Below are 18,918 nucleotides of genomic sequence, written 5' to 3'. Positions count from 1 at the left end.
GTCCGTGACCCAGCGCATCGTCGTCATCGCCGTCGACTCGTTCAAGGGATCGATCGACGCAGCCGCCGCCGCGGACGCGATCCGCGGCGGCTGGTTCGAGGCTCGCCCCGGCGACGAGGTCGTGCTGCGACCGATGGCCGATGGCGGCGAGGGCACCCTCGACGCATTCGAGGCGGCAGTGCCCGGTGCCCAACGCGTCCCGGTGACCGTCACAGGTCCGGAGGGTGTGCCGGTCGCAGCCTCCTGGCTCCTGCTTCCGCCGACCGATGGCGCGCCCGCCGGCACCGCGATCGTCGAACTCGCGAACACCTCGGGAATCGAGCTGCTCGGCGCCCCGCCGCGCCTGAATCCGCTCGGTGCGCACACGCGCGGGCTGGGGGAGGCCATCGCCGCCGCGCTGGAGCATGGCGTCTCGCGCATCGTCGTGGGCATCGGCTCGAGCGCATCGACCGACGGCGGCACCGGGATGCTGGCGGCTCTCGGAGCGCGGTGGACGGATGCCGCGGGCCACCCGATCGCGGACGGTGGCGGCGGACTCGCCGACCTCGCCGCGGTCGACCTCTCGGGGCTGCCGGCCATGCCCCCGGGCGGAGTGACCGTGCTCACCGACGTCACCCATCCGCTGCTCGGACGGCGTGGCGCGGCCGCGGTGTTCGGGCCGCAGAAGGGGGCATCGGTCGCCGACATCGCCCTGCTGGATGCCGGACTGGCGCGATTGGCCGCACTGCTGGACGTCGATCCGGCCACGCCCGGAGCAGGCGCCGCCGGGGGAACAGGATTCGGACTGCTGGCATGGGGCGCGCGACTCGTGCCCGGAGCCGAAGCCGTGGCGGAGCTCATCGGTCTGCGCGACGCGGTGGCCGCGGCATCCGTCGTCATCACGGGGGAAGGATCGTTCGACGGGCAGTCCGCCGGCGGCAAGGTGCCCTCCTACGTGTCGAAGATCGCGGCCGAAGAAGGCGTGCCGGTGGCCCTGGTCGCGGGCCGGATCGCGACGGACGCCGCTACCGACGGATTCATCACGACCGTCTCGCTCACCGATCTCGCCGGGAGCTCCGACGCGGCGCTCGGCGACGCGTCGCGGTGGCTCGGGGAGGCCGGATCCGCGCTCGGCGCGATGCTCTGACCTGCGCCCTCACAGGCCCGCATGTTAGGGTAGAGGACGGCGCCGCTTTTACCACGCGGTGCCACTGTTGCGCAATAGTGTTGCGAAAATTGTTCTGCGACTGGTGCAACAGCGAACCATCACGTCAGAGTGCTCGGTGCGCAAAAGGCCCGCTTCTGCAGCTGACGTTGCTCAATGGCCGACGGCCGGAACAGGAAACGGTTTGACTTCACGCGTCGCAATCATCGGAGCCGGCCCTAGCGGGATGGCACAGCTGCGAGCCTTCGAGGCCGCTCGAGACACCGGTCGGGACATCCCGGAGATCGTGTGCTTCGAGAAGCAGGACGATTGGGGCGGTCAGTGGAACTTCAGCTGGCGGACGGGCAGCGACGGCAACGGCGAGCCGGTGCACTCGAGCATGTACCGCAACCTGTGGTCGAACGGTCCGAAGGAGGCGCTGGAGTTCGCCGAGTACACCTTCGACGAGCACTTCGGTCGCCCGATCTCCTCATACCCGCCGCGTGCGGTGCTGTGGGACTACATCAACGGGCGCGTCGAGCACAGCGACGTCAAGAAGTACGTCCGGTTCAACACGTCTGTGCGCTGGGTGCAGTTCGACGAGGAGACGCAGAAGTTCAGCGTGACCGTGGAAGATCTCGTCGCCCACACCACCGAGACGAGCGAATTCGACCACGTCATCGTCGGCAGCGGCCACTTCAGCTACCCGAACGTGCCCGAGTTCGACGGCATCGAGACCTTCACGGGCAGCCTGCAGCACGCCCACGACTTCCGCGGGGCCGAGGCCTTCGCCGACAAGGACGTGCTGCTGATCGGCGCGAGCTATTCGGCCGAAGACATCGGCGTGCAGGCCTACAAGATGGGCGCCCGCTCGGTCACGCTCAGCTACCGCACGAAGCCGATGGGCTTCGACTGGCCGGAGGGCATGCAGGAGGTGCCGCTGGTCGATCGCTTCGACGGGTCGACCGTGCACTTCAGTGACGGCACCAGCCGCGACTTCGACGCGGTCGTGCTGTGCACGGGCTACCTGCACCACTACCCGTTCCTGCCCTCGGATCTCGCCCTGGACTCGCCCAACTGCCTGTACCCCGACACGCTCTACCGCGGCGTCGTCTCCGAGGCCAACAACAAGCTCTTCTATCTCGGTGCGCAGGACCAGTGGTTCACCTTCAACATGTTCGACGCGCAGGCCTGGTTCGTGCGCGACGTCATCCTCGGCGAGGTGCCCTTGCCCACACCCGAGGCGCAGCGCCGCCACATCGACGCGTGGCTCGAGCGCTTCGCCGAGCTCAACGGTCCCGCCGACGAGATCCGGTTCCAAGCCGACTACATCCGTGACCTCATCGAGCTCACCGACTACCCGATGTTCGACCTCGACGAGGTCGTGCGCATCTTCCTGGAGTGGAAGCACGACAAGCAGGAGAACATCCTCGGCTATCGCGACGAGGTGTACCCCTCAGTGATGACCGGCACGATGGCGGTCGTGCACCACACCCCGTGGATCGCCGAACTCGACGACAGCCTGGAGCGCTACCTGTCCGACCCCGAGCCCGACGAACTCGACGGACTCGTGAACGCCGAGGGCGCCCAGACGAAGTGACCGGAGCCGCGGAGGCGGTGGGCTACCCGCCCAGCGCCTCCGTGACCACCGCGCGCGCCTCCGCCTGCACCTCGGCGAGGTGGTCTGGGCCGCGCAGCGACTCGGCGTACAGCTTGTAGACGTCCTCCGTGCCGGACGGGCGCGCGGCGAACCACGCGTGCTCGGTCTGCACCTTGAGCCCGCCGATGGCGGCGCCGTTGCCGGGCGCGTGCGACAGCTTTGCGGTGATCGGCTCGCCGGCCAGCTCGACCGCGGTCACGGCATCCGGCGACAGCTTTCCGAGCAGCGCCTTCTGCGCGGGCGTCGCGGGAGCGTCGACACGCTGATAGGCGGATGCCCCGAATCGGGCCTCGAGCTCGGCATAGCGCTGCGACGGGGTCTTGCCGGTGACCGCCAGGATCTCCGCCGCGAGCAGGCATAGCAGGATGCCGTCCTTGTCGGTCGTCCAGACCGCGCCGTCCTTGCGCAGGAAGGATGCTCCGGCGGACTCCTCGCCGCCGAACGCGACCGAGCCGTCCAGCAGCCCGGGCACGAACCACTTGAACCCGACGGGCACCTCGAGCAGCGTGCGGCCGAGCGACTCGGCGACGCGGTCGATGATCATCGACGAGACGAGCGTCTTGCCGATCGCGGCATCTGCCGGCCAGCCGTCGCGATGCGAGAACAGGTAGTCGATCGCGACCGCGAGGTAGTGGTTCGGGTTCATCAGCCCGCCGTCGGGCGTGACGATGCCGTGGCGGTCGGCGTCGGCGTCGTTGCCGGTGAGGATGTCGTACTCGTCGCGGCGGGCCACGAGCGAGGCCATCGCCGAGGGGGAGGACGGATCCATGCGGATCTTCTCGTCCCAGTCCAGCGTCATGAACCGCCAGGTCGGATCGACGTCCGGGTTCACGACGGTCAGGTCCAGCCCGTAGACCTCCGCGATCAGCGCCCAGTACTCGACGGATGCACCGCCGAGGGGGTCGGCGCCGATGCGCACCCCGGCCTTGCGGATCGCGTCGATGTCGATGATGTGGATCAGATCGCGCACGTACGCGTCGCGGAAGTCGTACGTCCCGAGCGCGTCGGCGTCGAGGTCCTTGAACGGGGTGCGGCGCACGCCCTCGAGGCCGCCGGCGATCAGCGCGTTCGCGCGGTCGGCGATCCATCCGGTCGCGTCGGTGTCGGCGGGGCCGCCGTTCGGCGGGTTGTACTTGAAGCCGCCGTCGCGCGGCGGGTTGTGGCTCGGTGTGACCACGATGCCGTCGGAGCGACCCGGGTCATCGAGTGCGCGACCGCGGTTGTAGGTGAGGATCGCGTGGCTGAGCGCCGGCGTCGGCACCCACGAGTCGCGGGAATCCAGGCGCACGTCCACCCCGTTGGCGACCAGCACCTCGACGGCGCTGCGCTCGGCCGGCAGCGACAGCCCGTGCGTGTCGCGGCCGAGGAACAGCGGCCCGGCGATGCCCCGCGCCGTGCGGTAGTCGACGATCGCCTGGGTCGTTGCGAGGATGTGCTCCTCGTTGAAGCTCGTCGACAGCGAGGACCCGCGATGCCCGCTGGTGCCGAACGCGACCCGCTGCTCGGGCACCGAGGCATCCGGTCTGAGGTCGTAGTACGCGGCGATCAGCTCATCGATGTCGATGAGGTCGGATGGTTCGGCGGGAGATCCTGCGCGGCTCATGACTCCCAGTCTGCCCCGTGTTCGGCGCCTCGCGCACGGATCGTCGCGATGGTGTGCCGTTCGCAATTCAGTCCGCCCATGTCCACGGCGGCACAACGACCGCGGAATTGCGCGGGCGGTCCACGCCTGGGCTCGCGCGGAGACTGAATTGTGAACGCGGCTAGGCTGAGCACCGTGACATTCGAGCCCGCCGAACCGCTCCGACGCACCTACAGCTATCTGGGTCCGGCCGGCACCTTTACCGAAGCAGCACTCGCGCAGGTGCCCGAAGCCCGCGGACAGCGCTGGACGTCGGTGCGCAACGTCGGCGAAGCGCTCGCCGACGTGATCGAGGGTCGCTCCGATGCCGCGATGATCGCGATCGAGAACTCGGTCGACGGCGGCGTCTCCACGGCACAGGACGCACTCGCGACCATTCCGGGTCTGCGCATCGTCGGCGAGTACCTGGTGCCCGTCAACTTCGTCCTGGTCGGGCGTCCCGGCGCGCGGCTGCAGGACGTCTCGGTCATCGCGGCCCATCCCGTGGCCTACGCGCAGTGCCTGCAATGGCTCTCGCAGACGGTGCCCGCCCACGCGCACATCCCGGCCTCCAGCAACGTCGCGAGCGCCGTCGGGCTGCTGGACGGGACGAGTGATGCGGATGCCGCGATCGCTCCGCCCGGCATCCTCGAGCACCACGACCTCGAGCTGCTCGCCGAGCACATCGGCGACAACCCCGACGCCGTCACGCGCTTCGTGCTGGTCAGCCGCACCACAGCGCCGCTGCCGCCCACCGGCGCCGACAAGACCTCGCTGATCGCCGAGCTGCCCGATGATCACCCCGGCGCGCTCCTCGAGATGCTCGAGCAGTTCTCCACCCGCGGCATCAACCTGTCGCTGCTGGCTTCGCGGCCGGTCGGCGACGCCCTCGGTCGGTACCGTTTCATCATCGATGCCGACGGCCACATCGAGGACGAGCGGATGGCCGACGCGCTCCTCGGACTGCGTCGTTTCAGCCCGGGCGTCACCTTCCTCGGGTCCTACCCGCGGGCGGACCGCGCCGTCGTGCACTACCCCGAGCGCTACTCCGACGAGGTGTTCGTCGAGGCCCGCGACTGGTTGCGCGGACTGATCAGCGGGGCCCCCGAACAGTAGGGCGATCGCGGGTCTGCGAGAATTCCGGCATGCCCAGCGCCGTCACCCTCATCCGTTCCGCGACCCTCTCCGATGTGGCCGAGTACGCCTACGCGGCGACGGCGCCGAGCAACGCCCGCCTGGTGTTCCTCGCCGGAGCGTGCCCGCTCGACGACGACGGCACTACGGCCGCGATCGGAGACTACGTCGGCCAGGCCGCCGCGTGCGTCGACACCATGACCCGGGCGCTGGCCGATGCCGGCGCCACGCTGGAGGACGTCATCAGCACGCGGGTGCTCGTCGCCTCGTCGGATCGGGCCGATCTCGGCGCGGTGTGGGAGGTCGTGCGCGACGCCTTCGGAGCGCACGACGTGCCCAGCACGCTGCTCGGCGTCACGGTCCTCGGCTACGAGCACCAGCTCGTCGAGATCGAGGCCGTCGCGGCGCTCGTGGACTGAGGAACCCCGCGCTGACGTCGCGTCAGGCCCGCGCGACGTCGAGGTAGGGCGCCAGGTAGCGCTCGATCATGAGGTGCGTCTGTGTGTGCACGCCGGGCGCTTGATCGGGTGCGTCGTTGACGAGGTCGAGCAGCCGCGTCACCGTGCTGACGACCACGAGGGCGACATCGTGCGCATCCGTGGGGGTGAGTGACGGGTTGACCCTGCGCAGGAACGGGGCGACGGCATCCGCAGTGCGCACGACGACGTCGTGATCGAGGTCCCACAGTGCGGGAGATGACTGGAGGGCACGACGGATGGCGCGCGCGCCGGGCCGGGCACGGCGAAGACTCGCGACGGCGTCGATCGCCTCCCGCACCGGGATCCGCCAGTCGGAGTCGGACGAGAGCTCCTGCAGTGCTGCGATCGAGACATCCGACCGTTCGAGCTCCAGGCTCTCGGCCAGTTCCCGCACGATCGTGAACTTGTTCGGGTAGTAGCGATAGAGCGTCGCGATGTTCACCCCGGCGCGCTCCGCGATCGCGGAGGTGGTGAGACTGTCGAGGCCCTGTTCCTCCAGCAGCTCGCTCGTCGCACTCAGGATCGCCGACACGGCGGCGCGGCCGCGCGCCTGCTGCGGCTCTCGACGGGGGACAACGTCTTCTTTCGGCATCCTGCACATCCTCGCATCCCGGGGAAGAAGTCGACCATTGACGGGGGAACCGTCACCAGACAGACTAAAGCAAATACTTACTTACCTTTTGGAGGAAGCGTGTCGCAGCGCCGAACGATGCCCCTGCCCACGATCGTCGAGCACGTCGGAAGCACATTCTTCGAGTCGCCCTGGATGTCGGTGGATTCCGAGCACCTGGGTCAGTTCGCCGTCGCCACCTACCTGGACCCCGCGCACACCGACCTCACCGCCAGCAAGAACAACCCGCTCGGCGCCACGCTGGTGGACGGCTTCCTGCTGCTGAGCATGCTCACCTCGTTCCACTTCAACGAGAGCCCGCTGTCGGGCGAGGGTATCTACGGCTTCAACTACGGGCTGGATCGCGTGCGTTTCGCGCACCCCGTCTTCGTCGGGCAGCGCATCCGCTGCGTCTCCGTGCTCGTGGAGGCCGAGGCCCGCGGCGACGGCACATGGCTGGTGAAGACCGACAACACCATCGAGATCGAGGGTGAGGACAAGCCCGCGATGGTCGCCCGCTGGGTCTGCCTGTACGCGACCCGCGACGACGGGCGTGACGTCGTCCCCACGCAGGACTGAGCTGCCGGATGACCCTCTCACTGCCGCGACTGACGACGTTCGCGGACTACCTCGATCTGCACGCCGTCGAGCGGCCTGACGCAGACGCCGTGTGGCACGACGGCGTGACGCTGTCGTATCGGGTTCTGCGCGAGCGCGTGGACGCCTTGGCCGCGGCGCTGGCCTCTACCGGCGTCGTCGCGGGGGATCGCGTGGCGGTGCTGAGCACGCCGCGTCCGGAGTACCTGATCTCGCTGCTCGCCGCAGGGCGGATCGGCGCGGTGTGGGTCGGCCTGAATCCGAAGTACACCTATCGGGAGCTCGCTCATGTGATCGCCGACTCCCGGCCGCGGGTCATCCTCTCCCTCGCGCAGGTCGACGGTCGCGCGTACGACGACGACATCGCGCTGCTGGCGCAGGAGTACGACGTCGCCGGCGCCTATCGCCTCGACGCCGGGCCTGCAACCGGCGCACTGGCCGTCCTCCCGGACGGCAGAGCGCTTCCGCACCATGCGGCGGCCGCCGATGACGCGGCGGTGATCGTGTTCACCTCCGGCTCCAGCGGTACACCCAAAGGGGCGGTGCTCAGCCACCGCGGTCTCGTCTACGCATCCGTCGTCGAAGCCGAGGTGCTCGGCATCGATGCGCCGCGGGTGCCGTGCAACCTGCCGATCAATCACGTCGCGTGTATCGCCGACCTCACCGGCACCACGCTCGTGGCCGGCGGCATGCTCGCGCTGCTGGAGCAGTTCGATCCGGCCGAGATGCTGGCGTGCATCGAGACCCTCCGGCTGACGAATCTGATGACGGTGCCCACGGTGCTGCAGCTGCTGACCATCCACCCGGACTTCGCGACCCGCGACCTGAGCAGCCTGCGATGGATCGTCTGGGGCGGCGCCCCGCTGCCGATCGACGTCATCCGCGTGTATCGCGAGCGCGGCATCGGGCTGATGACCGTGTACGGCATGACCGAGACGACCGCGTCGATCACGTTCACCGACGCCGACGCCACCGACGAGGTGCTCGCGCACACCGTCGGGCGATTCGATCCCGGCATGCGCGTGCGCCTCATCGGTGACGATGATCGCGAAGTATCGCCCGGTGAGCAGGGCGAACTGCAGGTGCGGCACGAGGGGCTCTTCGTGGAGTACTTCGGCCGCCCGGAGGCGACGACGGATGCCTATGCCGCTGACGGATGGTTCCGCACCGGTGACATCGGCGTGGTGCGTGCGGACGGCAACCTCCGCCTGGTCGGACGCCGGTCCGACATGATCAAGTCCGGTGGCTACAACGTCTACCCTCGGGAGATCGAGCTGTGCCTCGAGTCCCACGATGACGTCGCCCAGGCCGCCGTGATCGGTCGGCCCGACGACATGTTCGGCGAGGTGGGCGTCGCCTACGTCGTCGCCGCGGCAGGACGTCTGCCGCACGCCGAAGGGTTGCGCGAATTCAGCCGCGCGCACCTGGCGAACTACAAGGTCCCCAAGGAGTTCGTCATCGTCGACGATCTCCCGCTTCTGCCGGTCGGCAAGGTCGACAAGCAGGAGCTGCGGCGTCGGGCATCCCGCTCGGCGTCGTCCGCAGGCTCACCGTCGAGCCCTGTCCCCTTGGAGCACACACCATGAGCACAGCCACCCCGGTCGCCACCACAATCACCGAAGGGATGCGACGCGCTCGGGTGAGCCTGTTCGTCGTGTTCTTCGCGCAGGGCCTCGGCTTCGGGTCGCTCTTCGCGCGCCTCCCCGCAATCAAGGAGCGGTTCGAGTTCACCGACACCACGCTCGCGCTGCTCACTCTCGCGCTGCCTCTCCTGGCCGGTGTCGCGACGCTCGTCACCGGCAGCGTCGTCCAGCGCGTGCACAGCGACATCGTGCTGCGGATCGCGATCATCGCCGAACTGGTCGCGCTCGTCGGCATCGGAATCGCCCCGAACCTGGGCACGCTGCTGGTCGCCTGGGTCGTGATGGGCGTCGGCTTCGGCGTCGTGGACGCGACGATGAACATGAAGGCGGTGTCGCTGCAGGTCCGGTACGGACGCAGCATCGTCGTCGCCTTCTATGCGATCTACAGCACCGCGGGCATCGTGGCTTCGCTCGCCGCCGCAGGAACGGCGCATGCGGGGCTGCCGCTGTGGGTGTTCTTCGGCATCGAGGCGATCGTGCTCATTCCGATCCTGCTGGTCACCGGGCGTGCGCTGGTGCATGCCCGCGTCGGCGGCGCGGGGGCGGATCGTGCGAAGAAGGGTTCGCTGCGCGTGCGGGTACCGTGGCGCCCCGTCATCGGGATCGGCGTCGTCCTGACCTCGGCGTACTTCATCGAGTCGTCGATCTCCAGCTGGGGGTCGGTCTTCGTGAAGGACACCCTGCTCGCGCCGGAGAGCATCGCCGCCTTGGCGTACGGCGGCTACAGCGCGGCGATGCTGATCGGACGCCTGAGCGCCGATCGGCTGATCCGCCGGTTCACGGCCACCCGTGTCATCCAGGTCTCCGCGCTGATGGCGCTGGTCGGCATGATCGCCGTCGTCGTGGCGCCGGTCCCGGCGGTCGCCCTGATCGGCTTCTTCCTCGCCGGCGGCGGGCTGTGCGTGATCGCTCCGCTTGCGTTCGCCGCAGCGGGAAGCCTCGACCAGAGCGGTGTCGCCGTCGCGCGGGCAAACTCCTTCACCTACGTGGGCTTCCTGCTCGGAGCCGCGGTGATCGGCCCGGTCGCCGACCTGAGCTCGATGCGGATCGCCTACCTGATCTCGGTCGTCCTGGCGGTCGTGATCCTGCTGAGCGCCCGCAACCTCAGCCGACGCGTGGAGGCCACGACGGCACCCGCCGCGCACTGACGCAGCGGGGGGAGCGGCGGGCGGCGCCGCTCCCCCCGCTCGCGGGTCAGCCCGCCAGTGCCGCCGCGATCAGTTCGAGCGTCTGCACTCGTCCGGGTGCGGCATCCATCGGCTCTCCGTCGTAGGAGCCCGCGATCGGCGAGATCATCACTTCGTCCACGCCGTGCTTCGCAGCGAACGTCGACAGAGCGGATGCCACGTCCGCCCCGGTCCCCACGAACCACTTCGCGCGTGCCGACGCCATGACCGATTCGGCGAGGGCGTCGAAGTCACCGGCCCCGGCGATCGCCTCTTCGACGGTCTCGATCGGGACCATCGGACGGTTCGTCCGCAGCCGCGCCATCATCCGCTGGTTGGGGAGGGAGCGCGCTTCGGCCTCTTCGAGGGTCGGTGCGGCGACCGCGTTGACCGTCAAGAACGTGCGCGGCGCAGCGAGGGTCTCGGACGGCTGGAATCCGGTGCGGTACAGCTCGAGCGCGCGCTCGAGGCCCTCGCCGGAGAAGTGGTTCGCGAACACGTACGGCAGGCCGAGGGATGCCGCCAGCTGGGCCGAGTAGTCGCTCGAGCCGAGCAGCCAGACCTCGGGCGTCGTGGTCGCGGCGGGGGTCGCGCGCACGGCGTACTCGCCACCGGTGGTGTACCGGACCGTGGCGCCGTCGGGCGAGACGAGCGAGATGATGTCGCTGACGTGGTCGGGGAACCGTTCCACGTCGCTCGTGGTGCCCGCCATCCGCAGCAACCGGCTGATGACCGGGTCGCTGCCCGGCGCCCGACCGAGGCCGAGGTCGATGCGACCCGGCGCGATCGCCTCGAGCGCCGCGAACTGCTCGGCGACGATCAACGGCGAGTGGTTGGGGAGCATGACGCCGCCGGAGCCGACGCGGATCCGCTGCGTGCGTCCGGCGGCGGCCGCGATCAGCACCGGGGGAGTCGTCGACGCGACCGAGGGCATGTTGTGGTGCTCGGCGAACCAGTACCGGCGATACCCGAGGCGGTCGGCGTGCGCGGCGAGGTCGAGCGATGCCGCGACGGCATCCCGACTCGTCTGCTGCGCGCGCACCGGCACGAGATCCAGGACGGACAGGGCGGGGGCGGTGAGCTCAGTCATCCTCAGTGACAAGCGTGACCGGCCGTGCGATATTCCGTCGGCCGACAGGGGACTCAAGTCCATTTCACACATGTGTGGGGGACATTAGCGTTGCGAAGGGATGTGCCCGCAAGGCGGATCCGGGAGCGGGATGGGGGATGCCGCGCAGAACGCGTGCGCGCGTGTGGGGCGTCGACGAGGCAGCAGTCGCACTGGGGGAAGGCATTGCTGCTTGCGGCGTGCGCGGCGTCCCTCCCGCTTTCAAGCGTCGATGGCTGCGAACAACTTGCGAGATTTCGCAAGTTCTTGCGTACACTGACGTCATGTCCAAGCGCCTCGCAGAAGTGGCCCGCAAGGTCGGAGTGAGCGAAGCGACCGTCAGTCGTGTGCTCAACGACAAGGCCGGTGTCTCGGATGCCACGCGTCAGGCGGTGCTCACAGCCCTGGATGTGCTCGGCTATGAGCGACCGACCAAGCTCCGTGGTGAGCGCGCCCGTCTGGTGGGGCTCGTGCTCCCCGAACTGCAGAACCCGATCTTCCCGGCGCTCGCCGAGATCATCGGGGGTGGATTGGCCCAGAACGGCTACACGCCGCTGCTCTGCACGCAGAACGCCGGTGGCATCACCGAGTCCGACTACGTGGATCTCCTCCTGCAGCAGCAGGTCTCGGGTGTCATCTTCCTCGGGGGGAACTACAGCCAGGCGGACGCCGCGCACGAACACTACGAACGGCTGCGCCAGGTCAATCTGCCCACGGTCCTCGTGAACGCGCGGATCCCCGAGCTCGCGTTCGCGACCGTCTCCACGGATGACGCGGCTGCCGCCGAGCAGGCGATCCTCCACCTGCATCAGCTCGGGCATCGACGCATCGGCATGCTCATGGGCCCGCACGATCACATCCCCTCGCAGCGCAAGCTGGCGGCCGCTCGCCGGGTGCTGGACCGGCTGGGCTCTCCCCTCGACGACTCTCTGATCGTGCGCGGCCTCTACTCGTTGGAGTCGGGGCAGGCCGGGGCAACCCGTCTCTACGCGAACGGTGCGACCGCGATCGTGTGCGCCAGCGACCCGCTCGCGTTGGGCGCCGTCCGCGCGGCGCGTCGCGGCGGTCTGCGCGTGCCGGCCGATGTGAGCGTCGTCGGGTTCGACGACTCCGCGCTGATGAGCTGCACCGAGCCTCCGCTGACCACGGTGCGACAGCCGATCGAGTCGATGGGCCGTACCGTCATCGAGCTGCTCCTGTCGCAGATCTCGGGAACGACCGAGGCGGGCGACGAGCTGCTCTTCGAGCCCGAGCTGGTCCTGCGGGCCTCCACGGGGCCGATCGCCTCCTGAGCCGCGCTGGCCGTCGGTCGTGAGACCGCGCTGTTCGGCGCGCCGCGAATCATCGGGAGGCGGGGCGCGACCGTTACGAAATCGCGATCTTGCTATTAGTAGTTCAGTACTTGCGAACTTTCGTCGGAAAAGTTACATTGGCTCCACACCCCGACGACGAGGAGTTCCGTGGACAGTGACGTCCTCACCAGAGAAGGCCAGGCGGCAGAGGATCCCGTAGGGCGGGCCTCCGTGACACCGGTGCTCGCGCCGTCGGTCGCCGACCCGGCGTGGTGGCGCACCGCGGTGATCTACCAGCTCTACGTGCGCAGCTTCGCCGACGGAAACGGTGACGGCACCGGTGACCTCGCAGGGGTTCGTCAGCGCCTCGGCTATCTGAAGTCCCTCGGCGTCGACGCGATCTGGTTCACTCCGTGGTACCCGAGCCCGCTCGCCGACGGAGGCTACGACGTCGCCGATTACCGCGACATCGATCCGCGGTTCGGCACGCTGACCGAGGCGGAGGCGTTCATCCAGGAGGCCCTGGCCCTCGGCATCCGCACGATCATCGACGTGGTTCCGAACCACATCAGCGACCAGCATCCCTGGTTCCAGGAGGCGCTGACAGCCGGCCCCGGCAGTCCCGAACGCGAGCGGTTCTGGTTCCATCCCGGGAAGGGCGCGAACGGCGACGAGATGCCGACGAACTGGGTGTCGAACTTCCAGGGCGACACCTGGACGCGCACCACGAACCCCGACGGCTCGCCGGGCGAGTGGTACCTGCACCTCTTCACTCCGGAGCAGCCCGATCTCAACTGGAATCACCCCGACGTGCGTCGCGAGCACGAGGACATCCTGAAGTTCTGGTTCGACCGCGGCGTCGCCGGCGTGCGCATCGACTCCGCGGCCCTGCTGATCAAGGACGCCGAGCTTCCCGAGGTCGGCGAGAAGCAGGGCCCCGGCGCGCACCCCACCGAAGACCGCGACGAACTCCATGAGGTGTACCGATCCTGGCGCGCCATCGCCGACTCGTACCCGGGCACCCGCGTGCTGGTCGGCGAGGTGTGGGTGCCCGATATCGTGCGCTTCACGAACTACCTCCGCCCGGACGAGATGCACACCGCGTTCAACTTCGACTTCCTCGCGCGGCCCTGGGGTGCGGCATCCTTCCGCGACTCCATCGAGGGGACGCTCGCCGCGCACGCACCCGTCGGCGCCCCGAGCACGTGGGTGCTGAGCAACCACGATGTGACCCGTCCGGTGACGCGCTACGGCCGCGAGGATTCCGCCTTCGCGTTCCTCAAGAAGCGCTTCGGCGTGCCCACCGATCCGGACCTGGGACACGATCGCGCTCGTGCCGCGGCGCTGCTGGTGGCGGCGCTGCCGGGGAGCCTGTACATCTACCAGGGCGACGAACTCGGCCTCCCCGAGGTCGAGGATCTGCCGCGCGAACTCATCCAGGACCCGATGCACTACCGGTCCGGGGGTGTGGATCCCGGACGAGACGGATGCCGCGTGCCGCTGCCGTGGACGGGGGAGGCGCCGCCGTTCGGATTCAGCCCCGGAGAGGTCGAGCCCTGGTTGCCGCAGCCGGCCTCCTGGCGGCGCCTCACCGTCGAAGCGCAGGACGCCGATCCGAATTCGACGCTGAACCTTTACCGTGCGGCATTGCGGCTGCGCCGCGAGCTGGTCGAGCTGGCGCAGGCACCGCTGGTCTGGTGGGACGACGCGACCGGCTCCGCCGAGGTGCTCGCCTTCCGCCGCGGCGACGGCTTCGCCTGCGTCGTCAACACGAGCGAGGACCCCGTGACGTTGCCGCCGCTGAGGTCGGGCGCGACGGTCCTGCTCTCCAGCGCACCCCTCGATGGAGATGCCCTCCCCGGCAACTCGGCCGCTTGGCTGCGCCTTCCCGACACGATCCCGAACACCACCCTCACCCCCGGGACGGGGCGTCGCGAGGCCGACGCGCGTCCGCAATGAAAGGAATGACGATGAAGTCACCAGCAAGAGTCCTGCTCGCCGGTGTCGCCACGGTGGCGACGCTCGGCGCACTCGTCGGCTGTTCGGCCGGGGGAGGCGACTCCGACGATTCGAAGGTCGAATTGCGCGTCGCGACGTTCCCCCCGGGCGCGGACGCTGCCGCCTACGAGGCATTCGCGGCTCAGGAGAAGCAGTTCGAGAAGGAAAACCCCAACATCGACATCATCGGTGTCGAGTACGAATGGGAGGGCCCGACCTTCGCCGTGCAGCTGGCCGGCGGCAGCCTGCCCGACGTGTTCACCGTGCCGTTCACCGACTCCAAGACGCTGCTCGAGAACGGGCAGCTGATGGATGTCACCGCCGAGATGGAGGAGCTGGGCTACACGGACAGCTTCAACCCGATCATCCTCGACGGCGTCACCGACGGCGAGGGCCACATCTTCGGCTTCCCGCGCCAGGCCTACGCGATGGGGCTGCACTACAACCGCGACCTGTTCGAGCAGGCGGGCCTGGACCCCGACCAGCCGCCGACCACGTGGGACGAAGTGCGCGAGTACGCGAAGATCATCACAGACAAGACCGGCAAGGCCGGCTACTCGCAGATGGCGATCAACAACACCGGCGGGTGGCAGCTGACCGCGCAGACCGTCGCACGCGGCTACCGCACCCAGACCGACAACCAGGACGGCTCGGCCACCTCGACGATCGACAACGAGGGCACCAAGGAGACGCTGCAGTTCCTGCACGACCTGAAGTGGGAGGACAACTCCTTCGGCTCGAAGGTCGACCTCGACTGGGGCACGATCAACCAGGAGTTCGCGGCCGGCAACATCGGCATGTACACGACGGGGTCGGACATCTACACCGCGCTCGTGCGTGACTTCGGGCTGAGCCCCGACATGTACGGCATGACCGTGATCCCGACCGACGGACCCGAGCCGGGCACCCTCGGCGGCGGCGACATCGCCGTGATCAGCCCGACCGTCGATGATGCGACCAAGGCCGCGGCCGTCACCTGGATCGACTGGTACTACATGCAGAAGCTGCTGGACAAGGATGCCGCGGTGCTGGACGCGAAGACGCTCAGCGAGTCCGGCCAGGCCGTCGGCACCCCGCTGCTGCCGGTGCTCAGCCGCGAGCTGTACGAGGAGTCCCTCACCTGGATCGAGCCGTACATCAACGTGCCGCGCGATCAGATGACCGGATTCATCGACGGCATCTGGGAGCAGACGCCCGTCGGCGAGGCGAAGAAGTCCACGCAGGACATCTACGCCCTCCTGGACAACGTGGTGCAGTCCGTCCTGACCGATCAGAACGCCGACATCGACGCGTTGCTCGCCCAGGCGCAGACCGACGCCCAGGCGAAGCTCGACGACTGACGCACGGATGCCGCGGCCCCACCCCTGGCCGCGGCATCCCCTCGCATCCGTCCCAGCCCGTTCACTTGCCCTGTATGTACGCCGCAACCCGTGGGTACCGTACATACAGGGCAAGTGGGATCCCGAAGAGGCCGATGATGACCATGACTCAGGAGCGTGCAGCGCAGCCCGAGGGCGCTGCGGCACCGCCGCCCGCCCACGTGCCGAGGCGCAGCAGATCGAAGCACAACCCCCTCACCTGGTACCGCGGCGGAGGGCTCTGGAACCTCGTATTCCTGCTGCCGATGCTGTTCGTCTTCATCTTCTTCAGCTGGTCGCCGATCGTGCAGTCGGTGGTGATGAGCCTGCAGAAGACGAACCTGATCGTCTCCGAATTCGTCGGGTTCGACAACTACGTCACCGTCCTCACCGACCCCGAGCTCGGGCGCGCGGTGCTGAACACCCTGTACTTCGCCGTACTCGCCCTGCTGCTCGGCTTCCCGCTGCCCCTGTTCATGGCCGTGCTCATGAGCGAGGTCAAGCGCGGCAAGGGCCTCTACTCCGCGCTCGCATACCTTCCGGTCGTGATCCCACCGGTCGTGGCCGTCCTGCTGTGGAAGGTCTTCTACAGCGCCGACCCCAACGGCGTCTTCAACACCGTGCTCGCCTGGTTCGGCATCCCGCCCCAGCCGTGGCTGAGCAGCACCGTCCAGGCCATGCCGTCGCTCGTACTCGAGGCCACGTGGGCGGCCGCCGGTGGCAGCATCATCATCTACCTGGCCGCCCTGCTGTCCGTGCCGCCGGAGCTGTACGACGCCGCCGAGGTGGACGGCGCCGGCATCTGGCGCAAGGTGTGGCATGTGACGCTGCCGCAGCTGCGCGGCATCCTGTTCATCATGGTGATCCTGCAGGTCATCGCGACCGCGCAGGTTTTCCTCGAGCCGTTCCTGTTCACCGGGGGCGGGCCGGCCGGAGCGACCAAGACGATCCTGCTGTACATCTACGACAAGGCGTTCCGCAACAGCCTCGGTGGCGACTACGGCGAGGCGACCGCCGTGTCCGTGCTGCTCGCCATCGCGCTCGCGATCCTGTCCTGGCTGTACTTCCGGCTCACCAACCGCTGGAGCACGCAATGACCACGTCGATCACGCAGGCGCAGCGCAAGGAAGGCCTGCGCGGATTCCTATCCCGACGCTCGAAGCGCGACTCGATCGACGATCTGGCGGAGCGCTCGATCGTCTCCGACTCCGAGCGGGGGCGTAGCGGCACGCGGATCGGGATGACGCTGACCCATGTCTTCCTCTGGGTGACCCTCGTCGTGGCCGGGCTCGGTCCGGTGCTGTGGCTCGCGAAGTCCGCCGTGACGCCGACCCAGGACACGCTTTCTCAGCCGTTCGCGCTGTGGCCGAACGGCATCGACTGGGCGAATCTGTCGACGGCGTGGAACGACATCCACATCGACCAGTTCTTCTTCAACACGATCGTGATCGCGGCCGGAGCATGGTTCACCCAGCTGTTCGTCGCCACGACCGCCGGCTACGCGCTGTCGGTGCTGCGTCCGAAGTACGCGCCCATCCTGAACGCGCTGGTACTGGCGACGCTGTTCATCCCGGGAATCGTCCTGCTGGTGCCGCTCTACCTGACGATCGTCAACCCGCCGCTGCTCGGTGATGTCAGCCTGCTCAACAACTACCTCGCGGTCTGGCTCCCGATGGGCGCGAACGCGTTCAACATCCTGCTCGTGAAACGGTTCTTCGACAATCTGCCGCGGGAGATCTTCGAGGCGGCCAAGACGGACGGCGCGGGGCCCTTCCGGCTGTTCTGGTCGATCGTGCTGCCGATGTCCAAGCCCATCCTCGGGGTCGTGTCGGTGTTCGCGATCATCGCCGCCTGGAAGGACTACCTGTGGCCGATGCTGGTGCTGCCCGACCCGGCTGTCCAACCGCTGTCGGTGCGGCTCCCCGCGGTGCAGTCGCAGACCGAGCTCGACGTGTTCCTGGCGGCCCTGGCGATCTCGACGCTCATCCCGATCGCCATGTTCCTGGTCTTCCAGGGCGTGTTCCTGCGCTCCGCCGGACTCGGCGGGGCGGTCAAAGGCTGAGTCGCCGGGTCAGAGGGTCGAGGTGTCGTGTCCGTGCGGGACGACCGCGAGCAGGCCGCCCGCCTCGACGCGGCAGTCCATCTTGACGGCCAGACCGAACTCGTCGCCGTCCAGCTGCACGGGCTGCGGTGCCGAGGTCGCCACCTCGATCCCGGTGCCGAGCGAGTAGAGCACCGAGTTGTCCTTGGTGCGCAGAGCGAGCACGCGACGACCCGCGCGGAAGCGGCGCAGAAAGCTGTTGTCCCACGCGACCCGTCGCCACACCAGGATCCAGCCGAGTGCGTTCTTCGGCTGGAAGATGACGATATCGAGCTGGCCGTCCGAGACCGACGCATCGGGGATGAGTTCCAGTCCGGCCGGGAGCGATCCGCAATTGGCGATGAGGATGCTCTGCACTCGCGCGGAGTGCAGACGACGCCCGGGGATCTGGTACATGATGCGGAACGGCTTCGCGCCGGCAAGCGACCGCGCGGCACCGTCGACGTAGGCGATCCATCCGACCCGCTTCTTCAGGTCGCCGCTCGTGTTGGCGATCATCGCGGCGTCCAGCCCCATGCCGCCCATCACGACGAAGGCGTGCTCCTCGGTCGAGCCGTCTTCGCGCTTGAGCGCGGCGAAGCCGACATCCAGGGGCAGCGTGTCGCCGTCGAACGTGGCGCGGATCATCGCTTCGGCATCGGTCAACGGGAGAAGCAGGTTGCGGGCCAGGAGGTTGCCCGTGCCGCTGGGCACGATCGTCATCGGCACACCGCTGCCGCACAGGGCCTCGGACACGGCGCGCACAGTGCCGTCTCCGCCGGCGACGAGCACGGCATCCGCCTTCTGCGCCAACGCCTCACGGGCGACCCCGGCGCCGAGGTCCTCGACCGTGGTCTCGAAGAACAGCGGCTTTCCCCAGCCGGCATTCGCCGACAGTCGGGTGACGGAAGCGCGGAGGCTCTTCTGGTCGACCTTGATCGGGTTGTAGATGAGCGCCGCGTGCCTCTGCGAGGAATCTGCGGGAGCGGCGGTCATGGACTTACTCTAGGCCGCGGATGCCGCGACCTCGCCCGGTCTGTGCCGCACCT

Annotated in this window: 16 protein-coding genes; 12 read left to right on the top strand and 4 right to left on the bottom strand. The window is 68.6% G+C overall.

What is annotated here, in order from left to right:
- Nucleotides 1–4 precede the first annotated feature (4 nt).
- Complete coding sequence (locus ASD65_RS09225; protein WP_235566646.1) at nt 5–1,126, top strand: glycerate kinase; 1,122 nt, start codon at nt 5–7, stop codon at nt 1,124–1,126.
- 244 nt (nt 1,127–1,370) lie between these two features.
- Complete coding sequence (locus ASD65_RS09220) at nt 1,371–2,723, top strand: NAD(P)-binding domain-containing protein (RefSeq protein WP_056221511.1); 1,353 nt, start codon at nt 1,371–1,373, stop codon at nt 2,721–2,723.
- A 22-nt stretch (nt 2,724–2,745) separates the two neighbouring features.
- On the opposite strand, the gene pgm is transcribed toward ASD65_RS09220, so the two are convergent.
- A complete protein-coding gene (pgm, locus tag ASD65_RS09215; protein WP_056221508.1) occupies nt 2,746–4,386 on the bottom strand; it encodes a phosphoglucomutase (alpha-D-glucose-1,6-bisphosphate-dependent) in 1,641 nt (546 codons plus the stop codon).
- A gap of 165 nt (nt 4,387–4,551) precedes the next feature.
- On the opposite strand from pgm, the gene pheA reads away from it, so the two are divergent.
- Together pheA and ASD65_RS09205 are read left to right on the top strand one after the other, a co-directional pair.
- Nucleotides 4,552–5,520, top strand: coding sequence for a prephenate dehydratase (pheA, locus tag ASD65_RS09210; protein WP_442922451.1), 969 nt, complete (start codon nt 4,552–4,554; stop codon nt 5,518–5,520).
- 29 nt (nt 5,521–5,549) lie between these two features.
- Nucleotides 5,550–5,957 carry a Rid family hydrolase gene (locus ASD65_RS09205; protein WP_056221502.1) on the top strand — a complete coding sequence of 136 codons (408 nt, stop codon included), beginning with the start codon at nt 5,550–5,552 and terminating at the stop codon, nt 5,955–5,957.
- A 22-nt stretch (nt 5,958–5,979) separates the two neighbouring features.
- Here ASD65_RS09205 and ASD65_RS09200 read toward each other — a convergent pair whose 3' ends face one another.
- Nucleotides 5,980–6,609 (bottom strand): TetR/AcrR family transcriptional regulator, encoded by a 630-nt coding sequence (locus ASD65_RS09200; RefSeq protein ID WP_056221499.1) that lies wholly within the window; start codon nt 6,607–6,609, stop codon nt 5,980–5,982.
- 99 nt (nt 6,610–6,708) lie between these two features.
- Between ASD65_RS09200 and ASD65_RS09195 the strand changes: the two genes are divergently transcribed.
- From ASD65_RS09195 to ASD65_RS09185, 3 genes are read left to right on the top strand one after another with little or no spacing between them, the layout of a single operon-like run.
- Nucleotides 6,709–7,206 (top strand): MaoC/PaaZ C-terminal domain-containing protein, encoded by a 498-nt coding sequence (locus ASD65_RS09195; RefSeq protein WP_156378822.1) that lies wholly within the window; start codon nt 6,709–6,711, stop codon nt 7,204–7,206.
- 8 nt (nt 7,207–7,214) lie between these two features.
- A complete protein-coding gene (locus ASD65_RS09190; RefSeq protein WP_056221493.1) occupies nt 7,215–8,810 on the top strand; it encodes a class I adenylate-forming enzyme family protein in 1,596 nt (531 codons plus the stop codon).
- Nucleotides 8,807–10,015: an MFS transporter gene (locus ASD65_RS09185; protein ID WP_056221490.1), complete on the top strand. Its 1,209-nt coding sequence runs from the start codon at nt 8,807–8,809 to the stop codon at nt 10,013–10,015. The genes ASD65_RS09190 and ASD65_RS09185 overlap by 4 nt, the downstream gene beginning before the upstream one ends.
- A 46-nt stretch (nt 10,016–10,061) precedes the next feature.
- On the opposite strand, the gene ASD65_RS09180 is transcribed toward ASD65_RS09185, so the two are convergent.
- Entirely contained in the window at nt 10,062–11,123 is a 1,062-nt protein-coding gene (locus ASD65_RS09180) for an LLM class flavin-dependent oxidoreductase (RefSeq protein WP_056221487.1), read from the bottom strand.
- Nucleotides 11,124–11,425: 302 nt separating this feature from the next.
- Here ASD65_RS09180 and ASD65_RS09175 point away from each other — a divergent pair, with 302 nt between their 5' ends.
- The 5 genes from ASD65_RS09175 to ASD65_RS09155 all read left to right on the top strand — a co-directional run bounded on the left by ASD65_RS09175 (nt 11,426) and on the right by ASD65_RS09155 (nt 17,851).
- Nucleotides 11,426–12,433, top strand: coding sequence for a LacI family DNA-binding transcriptional regulator (locus ASD65_RS09175; RefSeq protein ID WP_056221482.1), 1,008 nt, complete (start codon nt 11,426–11,428; stop codon nt 12,431–12,433).
- Nucleotides 12,434–12,664: 231 nt separating this feature from the next.
- Nucleotides 12,665–14,392 carry a glycoside hydrolase family 13 protein gene (locus ASD65_RS09170; protein WP_200948708.1) on the top strand — a complete coding sequence of 576 codons (1,728 nt, stop codon included), beginning with the start codon at nt 12,665–12,667 and terminating at the stop codon, nt 14,390–14,392.
- A gap of 11 nt (nt 14,393–14,403) precedes the next feature.
- Nucleotides 14,404–15,771, top strand: a complete 1,368-nt coding sequence (locus ASD65_RS09165; RefSeq protein WP_056224687.1) for an ABC transporter substrate-binding protein — start codon at nt 14,404–14,406, stop codon at nt 15,769–15,771.
- Between the two features lie 137 nt (nt 15,772–15,908).
- Nucleotides 15,909–16,886, top strand: coding sequence for a carbohydrate ABC transporter permease (locus tag ASD65_RS09160; RefSeq protein ID WP_200948645.1), 978 nt, complete (start codon nt 15,909–15,911; stop codon nt 16,884–16,886).
- Nucleotides 16,883–17,851 carry a carbohydrate ABC transporter permease gene (locus tag ASD65_RS09155; protein ID WP_056221479.1) on the top strand — a complete coding sequence of 323 codons (969 nt, stop codon included), beginning with the start codon at nt 16,883–16,885 and terminating at the stop codon, nt 17,849–17,851. Before ASD65_RS09160 ends, ASD65_RS09155 begins: the two co-directional genes overlap by 4 nt.
- A gap of 9 nt (nt 17,852–17,860) precedes the next feature.
- Here the strand turns inward: ASD65_RS09155 and ASD65_RS09150 are convergent, their stop codons facing one another.
- Nucleotides 17,861–18,865: a diacylglycerol/lipid kinase family protein gene (locus ASD65_RS09150; RefSeq protein ID WP_056221476.1), complete on the bottom strand. Its 1,005-nt coding sequence runs from the start codon at nt 18,863–18,865 to the stop codon at nt 17,861–17,863.
- Between the last annotated feature and the right edge of the window lie 53 nt (nt 18,866–18,918).

The sequence above is a fragment of the Microbacterium sp. Root61 genome (genome assembly GCF_001427525.1).
In the GTDB taxonomy this organism is placed as follows: Bacteria; Actinomycetota; Actinomycetes; order Actinomycetales; family Microbacteriaceae; genus Microbacterium.
The sequence above is the reverse complement of the archived record's forward strand: the minus strand, read 5'-3'. Positions and strand labels throughout refer to the sequence as shown.